Genomic DNA, 16,774 nt, shown 5'->3' with positions numbered 1-16,774 from the left:
TCATGTCTCGTGGAAGGAGCTCTCGGCGAAGCTGGCCGAGGACAAGGCGAAAGACGGGGGAGCGCAGTCCGATACCGGCGGCGATCAGGAGCAGGCCGCGCAGGCCGACGAGCCGGACACGGGCGACGCGCAGGCCGACGAGCCGGACACCGACAGCGGCGACACGCAGGCCGACGAGCCGGACACCGGCGACGCGCAGGCCGACGACGCGGGCAGCGCGGACTCGAGCGATACGGGCTCCGCGGGCGGATCGTCCGATGACTCCGGCAGCGGTGATGCCGGTACGGGCTCGTCGAGCGACGACTCCGGTGCGGGTGGCGACGGAGCGGAGTGAGTGCGGATCAGCGCTTGCGCCGCTGCCCGGCGCTGACCGCGGCCATCCGCGCATCGTTGCCGGTGCGTCGCGCCAGCGCCGCCGAGAGCCCGGGCGCCAGCGCGCCCAGCGTCGTCGCGGCGCGCAGGGCGAACGGTGCCACCACGACCTCCCCGCGGTTCGACTCGACCGCCCGCACAGTGGCTTTCGCCACCTGGGCGGCGGTCCGGGTGGCGGCGCGCGGGACCCGCACCCCCGCGTCCGCGAACATGCCCGCGTCCCGCACCGGTCCCGGCAGGACCGACGAGACGCCGATGCCGTCCGGGCGCAGGTCCTCGCGCAGGGCGAGTGCGAAGCCGCGCAGCCCGAACTTGGTGGCGTTGTAGAGCGCCATCCGCGCCGACGCCGACTTGCCGGACAGCGAAGAGAGGAAGACGACATGCCCACCCGCACCGCGCTCGCGCATTCCTTCGGCAGCGAGCTTGGCCAGCAGCACCGGCGCGCGCAGGTTCACCGTCAACGCGCGATCGAGCTCCTCGGTGGAGTACTCCCACAGCAGTCCCGATGCGGGCACGGCGGCGGCGGCGATCAGGACGTCGACCGGTTCGATCCGGGAGAGAAGGGATTCCGGAGCGGACGGATCCTCGAGGTCCACCGTGACCGCGCGGCCTCCCACCGCTGCGGCGAGCCGCTGCAACTCGTCGGTGCGCCGCCCGCTCAGGGTGAGCCGGGCGCCCCGCTGGGCGAAGGCCTCGGCGAGTGCCGATCCGAGACCGCCGCTGGCGCCGGTGATGAGCACGTGTGCGGAGCGCAGGTCCATGCGCCCCAGAATACCCGCACCGGCGTTGTCGCACAGGGCGGTACGCGCCGATGAGCGGTCCGGAGGAGGAACACGTCGACGTGTTGGTCGTGGGCGCGGGCTTCGGTGGTATCGGGGCCGCGATCGCGCTCAAGGAACTGGGCTACGGGAGTCTGCTCATCGTGGACCGGGAGGACGATCTCGGCGGGACCTGGCACGTCAACCGGTACCCCGGGCTCACCGTGGACGTCCCGTCGACCACGTTCTCGTACTGGTTCGAACCCAATCCCGATTGGTCGGGAATGTACGCGCGCGGACCGGAGCTCAAGGCGTACGCGACACGCGTCGCGGACAAGTACGACGTGCGCCGGCACATGCGCTTCGGTGTGGAGGTGCGCCGCGCCGAGTGGGACGAGGAGGCCGGGCGCTGGGGCGTCGTGTTCGCCGACGGTGCGGTCGTGCACGCCCGATACCTGGTGTGCGCCACCGGATTCCTCTCCCAGCCCGCGACCCCCGACATCGAGGGCATCGATCGCTTCCGCGGATCGGTGATCCACACCGCGCGATGGGATCCCGAGCACGCGTTCGCGGGCGAGCGGACGGCGGTCATCGGTACCGGATCGACGGCGGTGCAGGTGATTCCGGAGCTCGCGAAGACCGTGGCGCAGCTGTCCGTCTACCAGCGCACGCCGATCTGGGTGATGCCCAAGCTCGACATCCCCTTCCCGCGGCCGGTGCGGCGACTGTTCGCCCGCTTTCCGGTCACGCAGCGCGCGGTGCGATGGGCGACCGACTCCTTCATGGAGTTCCTGATGGTGGTGGCGATGTGGCGCTACCGCTGGTTCCGCCGCCTCAACGTCTCGGCCGAGCACGCGGCCGGGGTGCACCGGTTCCTGTTGCTGCGCGACAAGCGACTCCGGGCCGCCCTCACCCCGTCGTACGACTACGGGTGCAAGCGGCCCACCGTCTCCAACGCCTACTACCGGGCGCTCGCGCGACCGAACGTGCGACTCGTCACCGAGGGGATCGCCCGGATCGAGGAGGACGCGATCGTCGGGGTCGACGGCACGCGGACCGAGGTGGATTCGCTCGTACTCGCGACCGGCTTCGACGTCTGGAAGACCAACCTGCCCGCACTGCAGGTGATCGGGCGGCACGGGGTCGATCTCGGGCAGTGGTGGCGCGACACCCGGTTCCAGGCCTACGAGGGCGTCTCCGTCCCCGCGTTCCCCAACCTGCTCACCCTGGCCAGCCCCTACTCCTGGGTCGGACTGTCGTGGTTCAACACCGTCGAGTACCAGATGCGGCACATCCGCCGGTTGTTCGGCGAGCTGCACCGGCGCGACGCCCGGGTCTTCGAGGTGACGGAAGCCGCGAACACGCGATTCCTCGGCCGCATGGAGGGGCTGCTGGAGGACTCCGTGTTCCGCCTGGGGAACTGCGCCTCGTCGAACTCCTACTGGATCAACGGACGCGGCGAGGCGCCCCTGTTCCGGCCCACCTCCGTGCGGGACGCCGTCCGCACCCAGGACCGCTTTCCACTGGTCGACTACGACTTCCGGTAGGAGATCGGCGCCCCGTCGGGGTCGTCGAGGGGATGGTCGCGCCGCCCGCGCAGGCGTAGCGTCGGTCGTATGTGCCGGAACATCACTGAACTGCGGGGACTCGAACCCGCCGCCACCGACGAGGAGATCGAGGCCGCCGCGCGGCAGTACGTGCGCAAGGTCTCGGGCGTGCAGAAGGTGAGCGACGCCAACCGCGACGCCTTCGAGAAGGCCGTCGCCGCGGTCACCGCCGCGACGGAGGAGCTGCTCGACGCGCTGCCCGCGCGCCGGCAGCCGCCGAAGACGGTGCCGCCCCTGCGACGCCCCGAGGTCCGCGCGCGCATCGAGGCGCGCGCCGCCGCGTCGGCCTGAGCGNGCGGCATCGCCNGCCGTGACAGCGAGCCGGCGATGGCGGGCGGCGAAGGCGGGCCGGCGATGGCGGGCTCGCGAGGGCTCAGTCCGCGTCGCCGGCGAGCCCCGTCACCCCGGACGGATCGGAGGTGCCGGACGAGTCGGCGCCGGTGGATCCCGAGCCGGCGGGATCGACGCCGGCCGCCGCGCTCTGCCCGGCGCCTCCGGCGCCAACCGGGCCCGCGGCATCGTCGGAGCTCGTCGACCGCGCGCTCGTGCCGGACTCGCTGGTCGGCGGCGACGAGAGTGCCCGCTCCAGGATCCGCGTGTTCTCCGCCGCCACGGCGCCGGCGGCGTCGAGTCCCGCCTGCACCGCCGCGACCGGGTCGCCGGTCCCCGCGAGCGTCGTCGCCGCGGCGTTCGCGGTCTGCGTCGCCCCGAGGAGCGACAGCTCCGGAACGGAGAAGGCCGCCGCGAAGAAGACGTTCGTCCCCCGCACCGCCGCCGCCTCGACCGGGCCCTGCGGCACCGGCGCGCTGGGGAAGGGGGCCGGCGTCGTGAGCGGAGGCGGCGTCGGGGCCACCGGCGGCAGGGGTTCCTGCAGCGCGGCGAACAGGTCCGTGCGCAGCGCCCCGACCGAGCCGGTCCCGCCCCCGATCCGCATCAGGTCGAGCAGCCCGATGACCACGCCGTTCTGGAACCGCGGCACCACCTGGTTCAGGTCGTTGCCGATGATCCCCGTCATCGCGGCGTCCGCGGGCCCGGTCACCGCCGCCGCGCCCGCCCCGAACGCCCGGAACGGGCCGCCCGGGGCCGCGGCCAGCGCCGCGCCCGGCGCTGCGAGCAGGCCCGCGGGTACCCCGACCGCGCCCTGTAGCGCGTACGGGCAGATCGCGGCGCAGTTCTCGAGCTGGTTCTGCGCGAACTCGCCGAGCAGCGCGCCCGGCGGGGGCGTCGCGGCGACGGTGGGAACGGCCGCGGACAGCGCGAACGCCGCCGCGAGGGGCAGGGACAGCAGTCTGCGCATGGCAGTGAATCTACTCCGCCTGTGAGTCGCGTCACAGGGGCGATCTCCACCCGTGACTCCACCCGCGGGTGGATCCGATCGGCGCAGGTCACGGGCATCGTCGACGCCATGACACCGGCACTGGAACTCAGATCGCTGACCAAGACCTATCCGACCGCGACGGGGGAGCGGTTCACCGCCGTCGACGCCATCGACCTCACCGTCCGGCAGGGCGAGGTGGTCGCCTTCCTCGGCCCCAACGGCGCGGGGAAGAGCACCACCATCGACATGATCCTCGGCCTCATCGCCCCGGACTCCGGCACCGCCTCGCACACAGGCACCGTCGCCGCCGTGCAGCAGTCGGGCGGCCTCCTGCCCACCCTCACCGTGCAGGACACCGTCGACCTGATCGCGGCACTGCACCCCGGTTCCGACCCGGATGCCGCGATCGCGCGCGCCGGGCTCGACGACCTGCGGCGGCGCACCGTCGGGAAGTGCTCCGGCGGGCAGCAGCAGGCCCTGCGGTTCGCCCTCGCCCTGCTCGCCGAACCCGACCTGCTGATCCTCGACGAGCCCACCGCCGGCATGGACGTCGACGCGCGGCGCCGGTTCTGGTCCGCCGTCCGCGCCGACGCCCGCCGGGGCGCGACGGTGCTGTTCGCCACCCACTACCTCGAGGAGGCGGACCAGTTCGCCGACCGGGTGGTGATGATCGCGGGCGGGCGGATCGTCGCCGATGGCGCCACCGCCGACGTCCGAGCCGCCGCCACCGGCCGCCGCGTCTCCGCGGTCCTCGGCTCCGACGGCGCCGCCGCCCTCGTCGATGCCGTGCCCGGCCTGCGCGTGGCGGAGGTGCGGGGCGAGCGCACCGTCTTCGCCGTCGACGGCGACCCGCGCGCCTCCGACGACGCGCTCCGATTCCTGCTCACCCGCACCGACGCCCGCGACGTCGAGACCCTCACGCACGGTCTCGAAGAGGCGTTCCTCCAGCTCACCGAGGAGAAGGCATGACCACCACCGCCACCACGACGCTCTGGGGGCTCACGCCCCGGTTCCTGCTGCTCGACGTGCGGCGCCAGCTGCGCAACCGGCAGACCCTCATCATCACCACGGTCCTGCCGGTGGTGCTGTACCTGGCGCTGCACGCCCAGGCGGGGCCGGACGCGCGGTTCGCGCACGGCGACTTCGCCGCCTGGATGATGATCGGCCTCGCCCTGTACGGCGCCGCCGCCGCGGCCACGACGACCGCGGCGCAGGTCGCGGCCGAGCGATCGACGGGGTGGGTGCGCACGCTGCGGCTCACGCCCCTCCGCCCGCCCGGGTACATCGCCTCGAAGGTGGTGAGCGCCCTGACGATGTCCGCGCTGCCCGTCGTGGTGCTGGCGGTGCTCTCCGCGGTGACGGGCGCGCACGCGGAGCCGCAGGTCTGGGTGTTCTCGTTGCTGATCGCGTGGCTCGGTTCCGCGCTGTTCGGGGCGCTCGGGCTCGCGTTGGGTCTCGCCCTGCGGCCGGAGATCGTGATGCACGTCCCGGGGCTGCTGCTCACGGTGCTCGCCTTCGGCGGCAACGTCTTCTTCCCGCTCTCGGGCGGGATGCTCACCTTCGCGCAGTGCACGCCGATGTACGGGATCACGGCACTCGCGCGGTACCCGCTGACCGGGGGCGAGACGCTCACCGGGGCGCACACGCCGCTGCTCGGGGCCGTGATCAACGTGGTCGTCTGGTTCGCGGTCTTCGCCGGGGCGGCCGCGCTCGCATACCGGCGCAGCGCCGAGCGGTGAGCGCCTTCCGGGCGATTGTGACCGGTATCACATCGGCGTAGCCTCGAGGTATGTCCACGCACACGCCTCGAACCACACCGAACCTCGTCCAGCGGGTGAAGTACCTCATGGGGATGCGCCTGCCCGATTCCATGCACGACTGGGTGGTCAACGACGCCACCGGCCCCGGCCACAACCGCCGCTTCTTCATCCGGGGCGCGCTGATGTTCGTGCCCTTCCTCGTGTTCGCCCTGGCGCTGCCCTCGCCGGCCTGGGTCAAGTTCGCGCTCGTCGCGATGATGGCCCTGCCGGCCATCGTCTTCATCGGCGGCCTGCGGTCGATCTACCTGCAGGAGCTGCTCGCCGACAACGACATCGACCCGACCATCGAGAGCGGGAAACAGCTGGAGGAGCACCGTCGCCGCGCCCAGGTCTACGAGCACAAGTACCGGCACCGGGCGGCGTAGCCTCGCCGGGTGACGGCAGAACGCTCATGGGTCCCGGCCCACCCCCTCGACCTGCACGGCACCGTCGGCGTGCTCCGTCGCGGCGCGGGCGATCCGGCCTACGCGCGCACGCCCGACGGTGCGCTGTGGCGCGCCGTGCACACCCCGGACGGCCCGGGGACCGTCCGGCTGCGCCTGGCCGATGGCGCGGTGACCGCGCAGGCGTGGGGGAGCGGCGCGGACTGGCTCCTCGACCACGCCCCCGCGCTGGCCGGCGCGGACGACGACCCGTCGGCCCTGCGCCCGCGGCACGCCGTCGTCGAGCGGGCCGTGGCCGCCTCACCCGGGCTGCGCCTCACCCGCTCCCACCGGATCTGGGAGACCCTCGTCCCGACCGTCCTGGAACAGAAGGTGGTCGGCGCCGAGGCGTGGCGATCGTGGCGGTACCTGGTCCGACGGTTCGGCACCGTCGCGCCTGGGCCGTCCGGGATGCCCGACCTGCGGGTTCCGCCCCCGCGGGCCGAGTGGGCCGCGATCCCCGCGTGGGAATGGCACCGCGCCGGCGTCGAGCCGGTCCGGATGCGCACGATCATCGGGGCGAGCGCCGTCGAGGTCGAGCACCGCCCCGCGAGACTCGGGGCTCTGCCCGGCATCGGTCCGTGGACCGTCGGGGACCTGCTCGGGCGGGCGTGCGGCGATCCGGACGCCGTTCCGGTGGGCGATTACCACCTCCCGCGCATCGTGGGAATAGCCCTCGCGGGCGAGGCGTTGGACGATCCTGGAATGCTCGATGTGCTCGAGCCCTACCGCGGCCAGCGCGGGCGGGTGATCCGGCTGCTGGTCCGGGCGGGCGTCGACCGCGAACGCCGCGGCCCACGGGTGTCGGTCCGCGACTATCGTGGCCTGTAGGCGATGCATTTTGACCAGTGTGAGTTCAGGCGGGTAAGCTTGGTCGCCGTGCCTGGGTAACCAGGACTATTCTCACGTGTCCATGGTTAGGCCGGACCTCCGGAACCGCCCACAGACACGCGACACGCCCGACCTCGGGGTACGTGCGAGGCGGGTAGCTACTTCCCGGAAACGGGACTGACCAGCGGAAACGGCGCGAGTCGTCGAAGCCGGTGGGGCCGCGCTGCGGAAGTCGTCCACTCCATTCGTGGGGCGTGCGCCTTGCCCGGAGCTACAACCGCAGCAGTAGGAACAAGCCGGCCGTGCGGTCGGCGACAGCCGAAACGAAGGAAACAGCGCTTCTATGCCAACTATCAACCAGCTGGTCCGCAAGGGCCGCCGGGACAAGGCGTCCAAGACGAAGGTGGCCGCCCTCAAGGGCTCGCCGCAGCGTCGTGGCGTGTGCACCCGCGTCTACACCACGACCCCGAAGAAGCCGAACTCGGCTCTCCGTAAGGTCGCCCGTGTCCGCCTGACGAGCTCGGTCGAGGTCACCGCGTACATCCCCGGCGAAGGCCACAACCTTCAGGAGCACTCGATGGTGCTCGTCCGCGGCGGTCGTGTGAAGGACCTCCCGGGTGTTCGCTACAAGATCATCCGCGGTTCGCTCGACACCCAGGGTGTCAAGAACCGCAAGCAGGCGCGGAGCCGCTACGGCGCGAAGAAGGAGAAGGGCTGATGCCTCGTAAGGGACCGGCGCCCAAGCGCCCCGTCGTCAATGACCCCGTCTACGGCTCGCAGGTCGTCACGCAGCTGGTGAACAAGGTGCTGCTGGACGGCAAGAAGTCCACCGCCGAGCGCATCGTCTACGGCGCGCTCGAGGCGACCCGGGAGAAGACCGGTACCGATCCGGTTCTCACCCTCAAGAAGGCGCTCGACAACGTCCGCCCGTCGCTCGAGGTGAAGAGCCGTCGCGTCGGTGGCGCCACCTACCAGGTGCCGATCGAGGTGAAGGCCGGTCGTGCCAACACCCTCGCGCTGCGCTGGCTGGTGACCTTCACGCGGCAGCGTCGCGAGAAGACCATGGTCGAGCGGCTCGCCAACGAGATCCTCGACGCGAGCAACGGCCTGGGCGCTTCCGTGAAGCGTCGCGAGGACACCCACAAGATGGCCGAGGCCAACCGGGCGTTCGCGCACTACCGCTGGTGATCTGATCCCGCGGGCCGGCCCGCCCGGCCGGTCCGCGGGACACCGGAGCACCGGATGCCGCTCTCGCGGCGGCGTTCCCACCATCCTTTAACGAGAACGAGGCTTACCACCGTGGCACAGGAAGTGCTTACCGACCTCACGAAGGTCCGCAACATCGGCATCATGGCGCATATCGATGCCGGTAAGACCACCACGACCGAGCGCATCCTCTTCTACACCGGCGTGAACTACAAGATCGGTGAGACCCACGACGGTGCCTCGACCACCGACTGGATGGAGCAGGAGAAGGAGCGGGGTATCACCATCACCTCCGCAGCCGTGACCTGCTTCTGGAAGAAGAACCAGATCAACATCATCGACACCCCCGGGCACGTCGACTTCACGGTCGAGGTGGAGCGTTCGCTCCGCGTGCTCGACGGCGCCGTCGCCGTCTTCGACGGCAAGGAGGGCGTCGAGCCCCAGTCGGAGCAGGTGTGGCGTCAGGCTGAGAAGTACGACGTCCCGCGTATCTGCTTCGTCAACAAGATGGACAAGCTGGGCGCCGACTTCTACTTCACCGTGCGCACCATCGAGGACCGCCTCGGTGCGAAGCCGCTCGTCCTGCAGCTGCCGATCGGCGCCGAGGACGAGTTCGACGGTGTCGTCGACCTGCTCGAGATGAAGGCCATCACCTGGCGCGGTGTCGTCGAGATCGGCGCCGAGCCGACCATCGAGGAGATCCCCGCCGACCTTGCCGACAAGGCCGCCGAGTACCGCGAGAAGCTGCTCGAGACCGTCGCCGAGTCCGACGAGTCGCTGATGGAGAAGTACTTCGCCGGCGAGGAGCTCTCGATCGACGAGATCAAGGCTCAGATCCGCAAGCTCACCGTCTCGCGCGAGCTCTACCCCGTGCTGTGCGGCTCGGCGTTCAAGAACAAGGGCGTGCAGCCCATGCTCGACGCCGTGATCGACTACCTCCCCAGCCCGCTCGACGTGCCCTCCATCGAGGGCCACGCCGTGGGCGACGAGGAGAAGATCCTCACGCGCAAGCCCAGCAAGGACGAGCCGTTCGCGGCCCTGGCCTTCAAGATCGCCGCGCACCCGTTCTTCGGCAAGCTGACCTTCGTCCGCGTGTACTCGGGTCACATCGACTCGGGCACGGGCGTGCTCAACGCCACGAAGGGCAACAAGGAGCGCATCGGCAAGCTCTTCCAGATGCACGCCAACAAGGAGATGCCCGTCGAGGATGCGACCGCCGGTCACATCTACGCGATGATCGGTCTGAAGAACACCACGACCGGTGACACCCTCTGCGATCCGGCGAACCCGATCGTGCTCGAGTCCATGTCCTTCCCGGACCCGGTCATCAACGTCTCGATCGAGCCGAAGACCAAGTCGGACCAGGAGAAGCTCGGCGTCGCGATCCAGAAGCTCGCCGAGGAGGATCCCACCTTCTCCGTCGAGCTCGACGATCAGACCGGCCAGACCGTCATCGGCGGCATGGGCGAGCTGCACCTCGACATCCTCGTCGACCGCATGCGTCGCGAGTTCAAGGTCGAGGCCAACGTCGGCAAGCCGCAGGTGGCCTACCGCGAGACGGTCCGCCGTCCCGTCGAGAAGCACGAGTACACCCACAAGAAGCAGACGGGTGGCTCGGGCCAGTTCGCGCGCGTCATCATCAAGCTGGAGCCGCTGGAGGACGCCGAGGACGGCGCCACCTACGAGTTCGTCAACGCCGTGACCGGTGGCCGCGTCCCGAAGGAGTACATCCCTTCGGTCGACGCCGGTGCGCAGGACGCGATGCAGTACGGCGTGCTCGCGGGCTACCCGCTGGTGAACGTCAAGGTCACGCTGCTCGACGGCGCGTACCACGACGTGGACTCGTCCGAGATGGCGTTCAAGATCGCCGGCGCGCAGGCCTTCAAGGAGGCCGCGCGCATGGCCGGTCCCGTCATCCTCGAGCCCATCATGGCCGTCGAGGTCACGACCCCCGAGGACTACATGGGTGACGTGATCGGCGACCTCAACTCCCGCCGTGGCCAGATCCAGGCCATGGAGGAACGCAGCGGTGCCCGCCTCGTGAAGGCTCAGGTCCCGCTGTCGGAGATGTTCGGCTACATCGGCGACCTCCGGTCGAAGACCCAGGGCCGGGCGAACTACTCCATGGTCTTCGACTCGTACGCCGAGGTTCCGGCGAACGTGTCGAAGGAGATCATCGCGAAGGTGAACGGGGAGTAATTCTCCCCGCTCTCCGGAGCGTGGCGCACTTGCGCCTGGCGCCTCGGCGTCGAACAACCAGTAACAAATACACCCTTGCGGGGCAACCGGCCCGGCAAGCACTACGTCCAGGAGGACACAAAGTGGCGAAGGCGAAGTTCGAGCGGACCAAGCCGCACGTGAACATCGGCACCATCGGTCACGTCGACCACGGCAAGACCACCCTGACGGCTGCCATCACCAAGGTTCTGGCCGAGAAGTACCCGGACCTCAACGAGGCCTCGGCGTTCGATCAGATCGATAAGGCGCCCGAGGAGAAGGCTCGTGGCATCACGATCAACATCTCGCACGTCGAGTACCAGACCGAGAAGCGCCACTACGCTCACGTCGATGCGCCGGGTCACGCCGACTACATCAAGAACATGATCACCGGTGCCGCTCAGATGGACGGCGCGATCCTGGTCGTGGCCGCCACCGACGGCCCGATGCCGCAGACCCGCGAGCACGTGCTGCTCGCCCGCCAGGTCGGCGTGCCCTACATCCTGGTCGCCCTGAACAAGTGCGACATGGTCGACGACGAGGAGATCCTCGAGCTCGTCGAGATGGAGGTCCGCGAGCTGCTGGGTTCGCAGGAGTTCGACGAGGACGCCCCCGTCGTCCGCGTGTCGGGCTACCAGGCCCTGCAGGGCGACGAGAAGTGGACCGAGTCGATCCTCGAGCTCATGAACGCGGTCGACTCGTCGATCCCGGATCCCGAGCGTGAGACCGACAAGCCCTTCCTCATGCCCGTCGAGGACGTCTTCACGATCACCGGTCGTGGCACCGTCGTCACCGGTCGTGTCGAGCGCGGCATCGTCAACGTCAACGAGGAGGTCGAGATCGTCGGCATCCGCGAGAAGTCGACGAAGACCACCGTCACCGGCATCGAGATGTTCCGCAAGCTGCTGGACTCGGGCCAGGCGGGCGACAACGTCGGCCTGCTGGTCCGTGGCCTCAAGCGTGAGGACGTCGAGCGCGGCCAGGTCGTCGTGAAGCCCGGCACCACCACTCCCCACACGGAGTTCGAGGGCCAGGCGTACATCCTGTCGAAGGACGAGGGTGGCCGCCACACCCCGTTCTTCAACAACTACCGCCCGCAGTTCTACTTCCGTACCACGGACGTGACCGGCGTCGTGACCCTCCCCGAGGGCACCGAGATGGTCATGCCCGGCGACAACACCGAGATGAGCGTCAAGCTCATCCAGCCGGTCGCCATGGACGAGGGCCTGCGCTTCGCGATCCGCGAGGGTGGCCGCACCGTGGGTGCCGGCCGCGTCACCAAGATCATCGCCTGATCTTCGGTAGTCAGCCGTGAACGGCGCTCCTCCCTTCGGGGAGGGGCGCCGTTCCGCGTTTCCGGGTTCCTTCTCCGGGGCCGACGGTGCCGCCCGCCGCGGGCTCGGGGATTCCCTGCCGGAGCGGGTCGCCGTCGGCGATAATCCTTCGAGAGGTGGGGGCCCGACCCACCGGAGGCGAGGAGAACACGGATGCCGAAGCTGATGAGGGTGCTGGTGGCGGGCCTTGCTGCGCTGGGGTGCGCCGCGCTGGTGCAGGCGCCCGCGCAGGCGGACGGCCGGCTCGACGAGGGCCGGTTCGTCGTGGCCTCGAAGAACCTGCACGACTTCACGAAGCCGTTCGGCGACCGCACCACCGACGCCCAGATGGTGCGCTTCGGCTACCGGGCGTGCGCCGCGTTGGACCGGAACCCCGCGAGCACCGCCGGCGCGACGCGCGACCTCTACAACGACGAGCGGGCCTTCCCGCTGTGGGAGCGGCAGCAGCTGGTCCTCTACGCCGCGCAGTACCTGTGCGTCCGCCACTGGGACCGGTACAAGACCTACCCGTGACGCGCGCCGGGACCGCTCAGCGGGCCAGGTAGCGGGCGAAGGTCCAGCCGTAGATCGCGGACTCCAGGTCGTGCCGGGCCGCCGAGATCGCGACCTCCACCAGCGCCCGCTCGACGAGCCGGGACCGGAGCGCGGCCCCGTCGGGCGGGCCGCTGCCCGCGGTCAGCGACCGCGGCGGGATCCGCGTCAGGCTCAGGGCGTCGCCGAGCGCCTCCTGGTCGAGGAGCAACTGGTCGAGGACGGCCGGCGGGACGTCGTGCCCCGCCGCGAGGTACCGACGGGCCTCGGTACGGGCCTCGTCGACGCCGATCGCGTACTCGGGTTCGACGGTGACCCGCTCCAGGTCGCGCAGGAGGGCGCGGGACTGCCGGTCGGCCTCGTCGGGATGCAGGGCGCGGATGTGGGCGACGCGCGCGGGGGAGGCGACGAGCTCGAACCGCGTCAGCCGGTGCGGCAGCACCGGGCCGGGATGGCGCTCGCCCACGAGTTTCCACGGGCCGTTCGGGATGTGATGCGCGCGGCTGGGATGCGTGGTGGCGACCCCGTGGATCGTGTAGCCCTCGGCCTCGGCGAACTCCACCAGCTGGCGCACGGGGTCGTCGACGGTGGACCACGCGGCCGCGGTGGGGACGTTCCACAGCACGCGCACGCCGGCGGGGACGATGGTGCCGAGCGGCAGCCAGCCGGCGTCGGTGGTGGTGGCGACGAGGAGCGGCTCGGGGCCGCGGGTGAGGTAGGCGGCGGCCCAGTTCAGGCCCGATTCCGGGAGGTGCGGACCACCGCGGAGCGACCCGAGGATCGACGCGATCACGGCCCGGACCTGATGGACGGCAGGGTCTTCCGGTGGCGCGCCCATCGGCTCCGGGCGGCGCACGATCGGTACGGGGATGAGCAGCGGAAGGTCGATGACACCCTCCTCGTGCGACCGTCGTAGTGCGATCGCAAGTCTATCGGATGCCCCGATACGCCGCCGATGGCAGGAGGTGACGGTCACCACGCGGCCGCCCCGTACGCAGAAGGCCCGGCGCCTCCGTTTGGGGTCGCCGGGCCTCGGGCGTCGTGCGGTTATCCGCTCTTGCGGCGGAACTGCTGCTGGTGGCTCTCCGACCCGTGCGGGGTCTGCGGCTTGGCAGCACCATCGAGGTGGGCGGATCCCTTGCGATTCGACGCGTTCTTGCGTTCGAGTGCTTCCTTGAACTTGTCGGCGATACCGTCGGCGGTCATGGTGTCGTCTCCTCTCGTCGGCGTGGGTTCACGCTAAACCGGACAGGGGCGGATGTCACCCGATTTGCCGGAAGGCCGTTCGCTGGGGGAAGGATCTACAGTCATGAGCATGTACGTGGTGACGGGGGCGGCGTCGGGGTTGGGCGCGGCGACCGCGGAGCGGCTGCACGCCGCGGGGCACGGGGTGATCGGCGTCGATCTGCGCGGGACCGACGTCGAGGCCGATCTCGGGACGCCCGGCGGCCGGTTCGAGGCGGTCGCGCGGATCGGGGAGCTCGTGGGTTCCGCACCGCTCGGGGGCTTCGCGGCCTTCGCCGGGCTCGGCCCGGCGGCGGGGCGGTCCGGCGCGTCGGTCGTCGCGGTGAACTACTTCGGGGCCGTCGACCTACTGGTGGGGCTGCGGCCGCTGCTGGCGCGCGGGCCGTCGTCGGCGCTGCTGGTGAGCTCGAACTCCACCACCACCCAACCGGGGTGGCCCCTGGAGCTGGCCGAGACGTGCCTCGCGGGCGACGAGCACGCCGCCGCCGACCTCGCGGATTCGTACGGCGAGTACGCCTCGATCCTGGCCTATCCGGCCACGAAGGCGGCGCTGGCGTACTTCGTCCGCACGCACGCCGCCGAGTACGTGCGGCAGGGCATCCGCCTCAACGCCATCGCGCCGGGGCTCATCGACACCCCGATGACGCAGGCCGGTCGCGCCGACCCGCAGCTCGGCGCAGCGATGGACGCCTTCCTCGAGCTGATCCCCGCCGGCCGCGCCGGGCGGCCGGAGGAGATCGCCGCGCTGGCGCAGTTCCTGCTCGGCCCGGAGTCCGGGTACTGCGTCGGTTCCGTCGTCTTCGCCGACGGTGGCCTCGACGCCCAGCAGCGCCCGACGGACTGGCCGCGTCCCGCATCCCCGCCGGAGTAGGTGTCAGAAGCGGATCACCTGGCGGACGGCGGCACCGTCGGCCAGGGAGTCCATGCCCTCGTTGATCTGGTCGAGCGTGATGACGCCGGAGATGAGCTTCTCCACCGGCAGGCGACCGGCGCGCCACAGCTCGACGTAGCGCGGGATGTCGCGCTGCGGCACGGCGGAGCCGAGGTAACTGCCGATGATGGTGCGGGCCTCCGCGGTGAGCACCAGCGGGCTGATCTCCGACCGTGCAGCGGGGTTCGGCAACCCGACGGTCACCGTCCGGCCGCCGACAGCGGTCGCGGCAACCGCGGACTCGAACGCGCGGGGATGCCCGGCGGCCTCGATGACGACGGGCGCGCGGACGCCCTCGGCGGCGAGTTCCTCGGGCGTGTAGGCGGCGTCGGCACCGAGCGCGCGCACGGCGTCGAGCTTCGCGGGCTGCGCGTCGACGCCGATCACGCGGCCGACGGCACCGTCGGCCTGCAGGGACAGCGCGGTGAGCACGGCGGCCATGCCGACCCCGCCCAGGCCGATGACGATCACGTCGTCGCCGCCCGACGGTGCGCCGGCGTTGAGCACCGCGCCGCCGCCGGTGAGCACCGCGCAGCCCAGGACGGCCGCGATCTCCGGCGGCACATCGGAATCCACGCGCGTGACGGAGCGGGTGTCCACCACGGCGTGCGTCGCGAAGCCGGAGACCCCGAGGTGATGATGGACGTCCTCCCCGGAGCGCGAGAGGCGGCGGCCGCCGCCGAGCAGCTCGCCGGCGTTGTTGGCGACGCTGCCCGGCGTGCACGGAAGCTGGCCGTCGGTACGGCAATTCGCGCACTCGCCGCAGCGGGGGAGGAAGGCCATGACGACGCGGTCGCCGACCGCGACCCCCTCGGTCCCCGGTCCGAGCGCCTCGACGATGCCCGCGGCCTCGTGGCCCAGCAGCATCGGCACGGGCCGGACGCGGTTGCCGTCGACCACGGACAGGTCCGAATGGCACAGGCCCGCGGCCTCGATGCGGACCAGCAGCTCGCCGGGGCCCGGCGGCGCGAGCTCGAGCTCGCCCACCGAGATCGGCGTCGACTGCGCATACGGACGCGCGCGCCCGATCTCCTCCAGCACCGCTCCGCGGATCCGCATCAGTACTCGACCTCCAACTCCGGCGACGTCGGCTTCGCCTGGCACCCCAGAATGTAGCCGTCGTCGGCGTCGTCGGGGTCGAGTCCGTCGGTCACCGCCATCGCGACGGTGCCCTTCGTCAGCTTGCACAGGCACGTGGCGCACTCGCCCGACTGGCACGAGTACGGCACGTCGTGGCCGTTGTTGATGAGCACGTCCACGAGCGACTCGCCCGCGGGCCACGGCACCGTGAAGCTCGCGCCCAGGTTGTGGACGGTGACCTGGGGCGAGTCGGCCGTGACCTCCACCTCGTGCGGGACGATGTCGGCGAAGGCGTCGCCGGTGAGGGAGGCGTAGATCTCCTGGTGCACCAGCTCGCGCGGGGTGCCGATGACCTTCGCGGCCTCCTTGCAGGCGGCCATGAACTCGTCGCGGCCGCACAGGTACGTCGCGCGTGAGTGGTAGGGCGTGAGCAGCGCGGACAGCATGTCGGCGTCGGGGATGCCACGCTCGGACTCCATCCACCAGATCACGGTGAGCCGCTCGTGCTCCGCCTCGAGTCGCGCGATCTCGGCGCGGAAGATCGTGGCCTCGGGGTCGGCGTTGGCGTACAGCAGCGTGATGGGCTGCGTCCCCGCCGTCAGCGCCGCCGACAGGATGGACATGATCGGCGTGATGCCGCTGCCCGCGGCGAGGAGCAGCAGCGGCACGTCGAGGCTCTCGGGCACGAAGACGCCGGACGGCGGTAGGACCTCGAGCTCGTCGCCGGCGGCGATGTTGTCGCAGAGCCAGTTCGAGGCGTACCCGTCGACGGTCCGCTTGACGGTCACGCCGGGCTTGGCGTCGTCGAAGGGGGAGGTGTACAGCGAGTACGAGCGGGCGACGGATCCCGTCCGCTCCGACGGGACGCGGACGGTGACGAACTGTCCGGGCCGGTAATCCCACTCCGCGTCGAAGACGAAGGACTTCGCGAGCGCCGTCTCGTCGATCACCTCGGTGACGGTGACGATCTGACTGCGGCTCGAATGGGGGGTGAGGCTCATGGGTCCAGGTTATCGGCCGGGCGTGTGTGCGATTGTGCCCGCCCAGCGACCGATTCCTCACACGGAGCGGCCCGCGGCCCGCCCTGACTCCCGCGTTCAGC

The 16,774-nt window shown here is 71.0% G+C and carries 18 protein-coding genes; 12 read left to right on the top strand and 6 right to left on the bottom strand.

Going from position 1 to position 16,774, the window contains the following annotated elements:
* Nucleotides 1-341: 341 nt before the first annotated feature.
* Nucleotides 342-1,133 (bottom strand): SDR family NAD(P)-dependent oxidoreductase, encoded by a 792-nt coding sequence (locus ACNAYW_RS06015; RefSeq protein WP_415848820.1) that lies wholly within the window; start codon nt 1,131-1,133, stop codon nt 342-344.
* A 50-nt stretch (nt 1,134-1,183) separates the two neighbouring features.
* Here ACNAYW_RS06015 and ACNAYW_RS06010 point away from each other — a divergent pair, with 50 nt between their 5' ends.
* Nucleotides 1,184-2,677, top strand: coding sequence for a flavin-containing monooxygenase (locus tag ACNAYW_RS06010; RefSeq protein ID WP_415848819.1), 1,494 nt, complete (start codon nt 1,184-1,186; stop codon nt 2,675-2,677).
* Between the two features lie 69 nt (nt 2,678-2,746).
* Nucleotides 2,747-3,028, top strand: a complete 282-nt coding sequence (locus ACNAYW_RS06005; protein ID WP_415848818.1) for a DUF2277 domain-containing protein — start codon at nt 2,747-2,749, stop codon at nt 3,026-3,028.
* An 82-nt stretch (nt 3,029-3,110) separates the two neighbouring features.
* Here ACNAYW_RS06005 and ACNAYW_RS06000 read toward each other — a convergent pair whose 3' ends face one another.
* Entirely contained in the window at nt 3,111-4,034 is a 924-nt protein-coding gene (locus ACNAYW_RS06000) for a hypothetical protein (protein ID WP_415848817.1), read from the bottom strand.
* A gap of 108 nt (nt 4,035-4,142) precedes the next feature.
* Here ACNAYW_RS06000 and ACNAYW_RS05995 point away from each other — a divergent pair, with 108 nt between their 5' ends.
* The 9 genes from ACNAYW_RS05995 (at nt 4,143) to ACNAYW_RS05955 (ending at nt 12,398) form a co-directional block, all read left to right on the top strand.
* Nucleotides 4,143-5,024: an ABC transporter ATP-binding protein gene (locus tag ACNAYW_RS05995; RefSeq protein WP_415848916.1), complete on the top strand. Its 882-nt coding sequence runs from the start codon at nt 4,143-4,145 to the stop codon at nt 5,022-5,024.
* The gene (locus ACNAYW_RS05990; protein ID WP_415848816.1) at nt 5,021-5,794 is read left to right on the top strand and encodes an ABC transporter permease; all 774 of its coding nucleotides are present in this window, start codon (nt 5,021-5,023) and stop codon (nt 5,792-5,794) included. Before ACNAYW_RS05995 ends, ACNAYW_RS05990 begins: the two co-directional genes overlap by 4 nt.
* Before the next feature lie 50 nt (nt 5,795-5,844).
* A complete protein-coding gene (locus tag ACNAYW_RS05985) occupies nt 5,845-6,240 on the top strand; it encodes a DUF5313 family protein (RefSeq protein WP_415848815.1) in 396 nt (131 codons plus the stop codon).
* Nucleotides 6,241-6,249: 9 nt separating this feature from the next.
* On the top strand, nt 6,250-7,128 hold the full coding sequence (locus ACNAYW_RS05980) for a DNA-3-methyladenine glycosylase family protein (RefSeq protein WP_415848814.1): 879 nt from the start codon (nt 6,250-6,252) through the stop codon (nt 7,126-7,128).
* Nucleotides 7,129-7,471: 343 nt separating this feature from the next.
* Nucleotides 7,472-7,846 carry a 30S ribosomal protein S12 gene (gene rpsL / locus ACNAYW_RS05975; protein ID WP_068522692.1) on the top strand — a complete coding sequence of 125 codons (375 nt, stop codon included), beginning with the start codon at nt 7,472-7,474 and terminating at the stop codon, nt 7,844-7,846.
* Nucleotides 7,846-8,316, top strand: coding sequence for a 30S ribosomal protein S7 (gene rpsG, locus ACNAYW_RS05970; protein WP_068522691.1), 471 nt, complete (start codon nt 7,846-7,848; stop codon nt 8,314-8,316). Before rpsL ends, rpsG begins: the two co-directional genes overlap by 1 nt.
* 111 nt (nt 8,317-8,427) lie before the next feature.
* Nucleotides 8,428-10,533 (top strand): elongation factor G, encoded by a 2,106-nt coding sequence (fusA, locus tag ACNAYW_RS05965; protein WP_415848813.1) that lies wholly within the window; start codon nt 8,428-8,430, stop codon nt 10,531-10,533.
* A gap of 122 nt (nt 10,534-10,655) precedes the next feature.
* Nucleotides 10,656-11,846, top strand: coding sequence for an elongation factor Tu (gene tuf / locus ACNAYW_RS05960; protein ID WP_415848812.1), 1,191 nt, complete (start codon nt 10,656-10,658; stop codon nt 11,844-11,846).
* A gap of 192 nt (nt 11,847-12,038) precedes the next feature.
* Entirely contained in the window at nt 12,039-12,398 is a 360-nt protein-coding gene (locus ACNAYW_RS05955) for a DUF732 domain-containing protein (protein WP_415848811.1), read from the top strand.
* A gap of 16 nt (nt 12,399-12,414) precedes the next feature.
* On the opposite strand, the gene ACNAYW_RS05950 is transcribed toward ACNAYW_RS05955, so the two are convergent.
* Both ACNAYW_RS05950 and ACNAYW_RS05945 read right to left on the bottom strand, forming a co-directional pair.
* Nucleotides 12,415-13,209, bottom strand: a complete 795-nt coding sequence (locus ACNAYW_RS05950) for a hypothetical protein (protein ID WP_415848810.1) — start codon at nt 13,207-13,209, stop codon at nt 12,415-12,417.
* A gap of 254 nt (nt 13,210-13,463) precedes the next feature.
* On the bottom strand, nt 13,464-13,622 hold the full coding sequence (locus ACNAYW_RS05945) for a DUF5302 domain-containing protein (protein WP_415675620.1): 159 nt from the start codon (nt 13,620-13,622) through the stop codon (nt 13,464-13,466).
* A gap of 103 nt (nt 13,623-13,725) precedes the next feature.
* On the opposite strand from ACNAYW_RS05945, the gene ACNAYW_RS05940 reads away from it, so the two are divergent.
* Nucleotides 13,726-14,532: an SDR family oxidoreductase gene (locus ACNAYW_RS05940; RefSeq protein WP_415848809.1), complete on the top strand. Its 807-nt coding sequence runs from the start codon at nt 13,726-13,728 to the stop codon at nt 14,530-14,532.
* 3 nt (nt 14,533-14,535) lie between these two features.
* Here the strand turns inward: ACNAYW_RS05940 and ACNAYW_RS05935 are convergent, their stop codons facing one another.
* Both ACNAYW_RS05935 and ACNAYW_RS05930 read right to left on the bottom strand, forming a co-directional pair.
* Entirely contained in the window at nt 14,536-15,651 is a 1,116-nt protein-coding gene (locus ACNAYW_RS05935; RefSeq protein WP_415848808.1) for an alcohol dehydrogenase catalytic domain-containing protein, read from the bottom strand.
* Entirely contained in the window at nt 15,651-16,673 is a 1,023-nt protein-coding gene (locus ACNAYW_RS05930; RefSeq protein ID WP_415848807.1) for a 2Fe-2S iron-sulfur cluster-binding protein, read from the bottom strand. Before ACNAYW_RS05930 ends, ACNAYW_RS05935 begins: the two co-directional genes overlap by 1 nt.
* Nucleotides 16,674-16,774: the final 101 nt, after the last annotated feature.

It is taken from the genome of Tsukamurella ocularis, assembly GCF_965138335.1.
Lineage (GTDB): Bacteria > Actinomycetota > Actinomycetes > Mycobacteriales > Mycobacteriaceae > Tsukamurella > Tsukamurella ocularis_A.
Note: the sequence above shows the minus strand (reverse complement) of the source record. Positions and strands in the feature narration are given on the sequence as shown.

What these genes read in the sequence shown, in the direction of transcription:
- rpsL (WP_068522692.1), top strand. Translation starts at nt 7,472, where the DNA reads ATGCCAACTATCAACCAGCTGGTCCGCAAGGGCCGCCGGGACAAGGCG.
- ACNAYW_RS06005 (WP_415848818.1), top strand. Translation starts at nt 2,747, where the DNA reads ATGTGCCGGAACATCACTGAACTGCGGGGACTCGAACCCGCCGCCACC.
- ACNAYW_RS05940 (WP_415848809.1), top strand. Translation starts at nt 13,726, where the DNA reads ATGAGCATGTACGTGGTGACGGGGGCGGCGTCGGGGTTGGGCGCGGCG.
- ACNAYW_RS05930 (WP_415848807.1), bottom strand. Translation starts at nt 16,673, where the DNA reads ATGAGCCTCACCCCCCATTCGAGCCGCAGTCAGATCGTCACCGTCACC.
- ACNAYW_RS06000 (WP_415848817.1), bottom strand. Translation starts at nt 4,034, where the DNA reads ATGCGCAGACTGCTGTCCCTGCCCCTCGCGGCGGCGTTCGCGCTGTCC.
- ACNAYW_RS05995 (WP_415848916.1), top strand. Translation starts at nt 4,143, where the DNA reads ATGACACCGGCACTGGAACTCAGATCGCTGACCAAGACCTATCCGACC.
- ACNAYW_RS05985 (WP_415848815.1), top strand. Translation starts at nt 5,845, where the DNA reads ATGTCCACGCACACGCCTCGAACCACACCGAACCTCGTCCAGCGGGTG.
- ACNAYW_RS05935 (WP_415848808.1), bottom strand. Translation starts at nt 15,651, where the DNA reads ATGCGGATCCGCGGAGCGGTGCTGGAGGAGATCGGGCGCGCGCGTCCG.
- ACNAYW_RS05955 (WP_415848811.1), top strand. Translation starts at nt 12,039, where the DNA reads ATGCCGAAGCTGATGAGGGTGCTGGTGGCGGGCCTTGCTGCGCTGGGG.
- rpsG (WP_068522691.1), top strand. Translation starts at nt 7,846, where the DNA reads ATGCCTCGTAAGGGACCGGCGCCCAAGCGCCCCGTCGTCAATGACCCC.
- ACNAYW_RS06015 (WP_415848820.1), bottom strand. Translation starts at nt 1,133, where the DNA reads ATGGACCTGCGCTCCGCACACGTGCTCATCACCGGCGCCAGCGGCGGT.
- ACNAYW_RS05945 (WP_415675620.1), bottom strand. Translation starts at nt 13,622, where the DNA reads ATGACCGCCGACGGTATCGCCGACAAGTTCAAGGAAGCACTCGAACGC.
- ACNAYW_RS06010 (WP_415848819.1), top strand. Translation starts at nt 1,184, where the DNA reads ATGAGCGGTCCGGAGGAGGAACACGTCGACGTGTTGGTCGTGGGCGCG.
- ACNAYW_RS05990 (WP_415848816.1), top strand. Translation starts at nt 5,021, where the DNA reads ATGACCACCACCGCCACCACGACGCTCTGGGGGCTCACGCCCCGGTTC.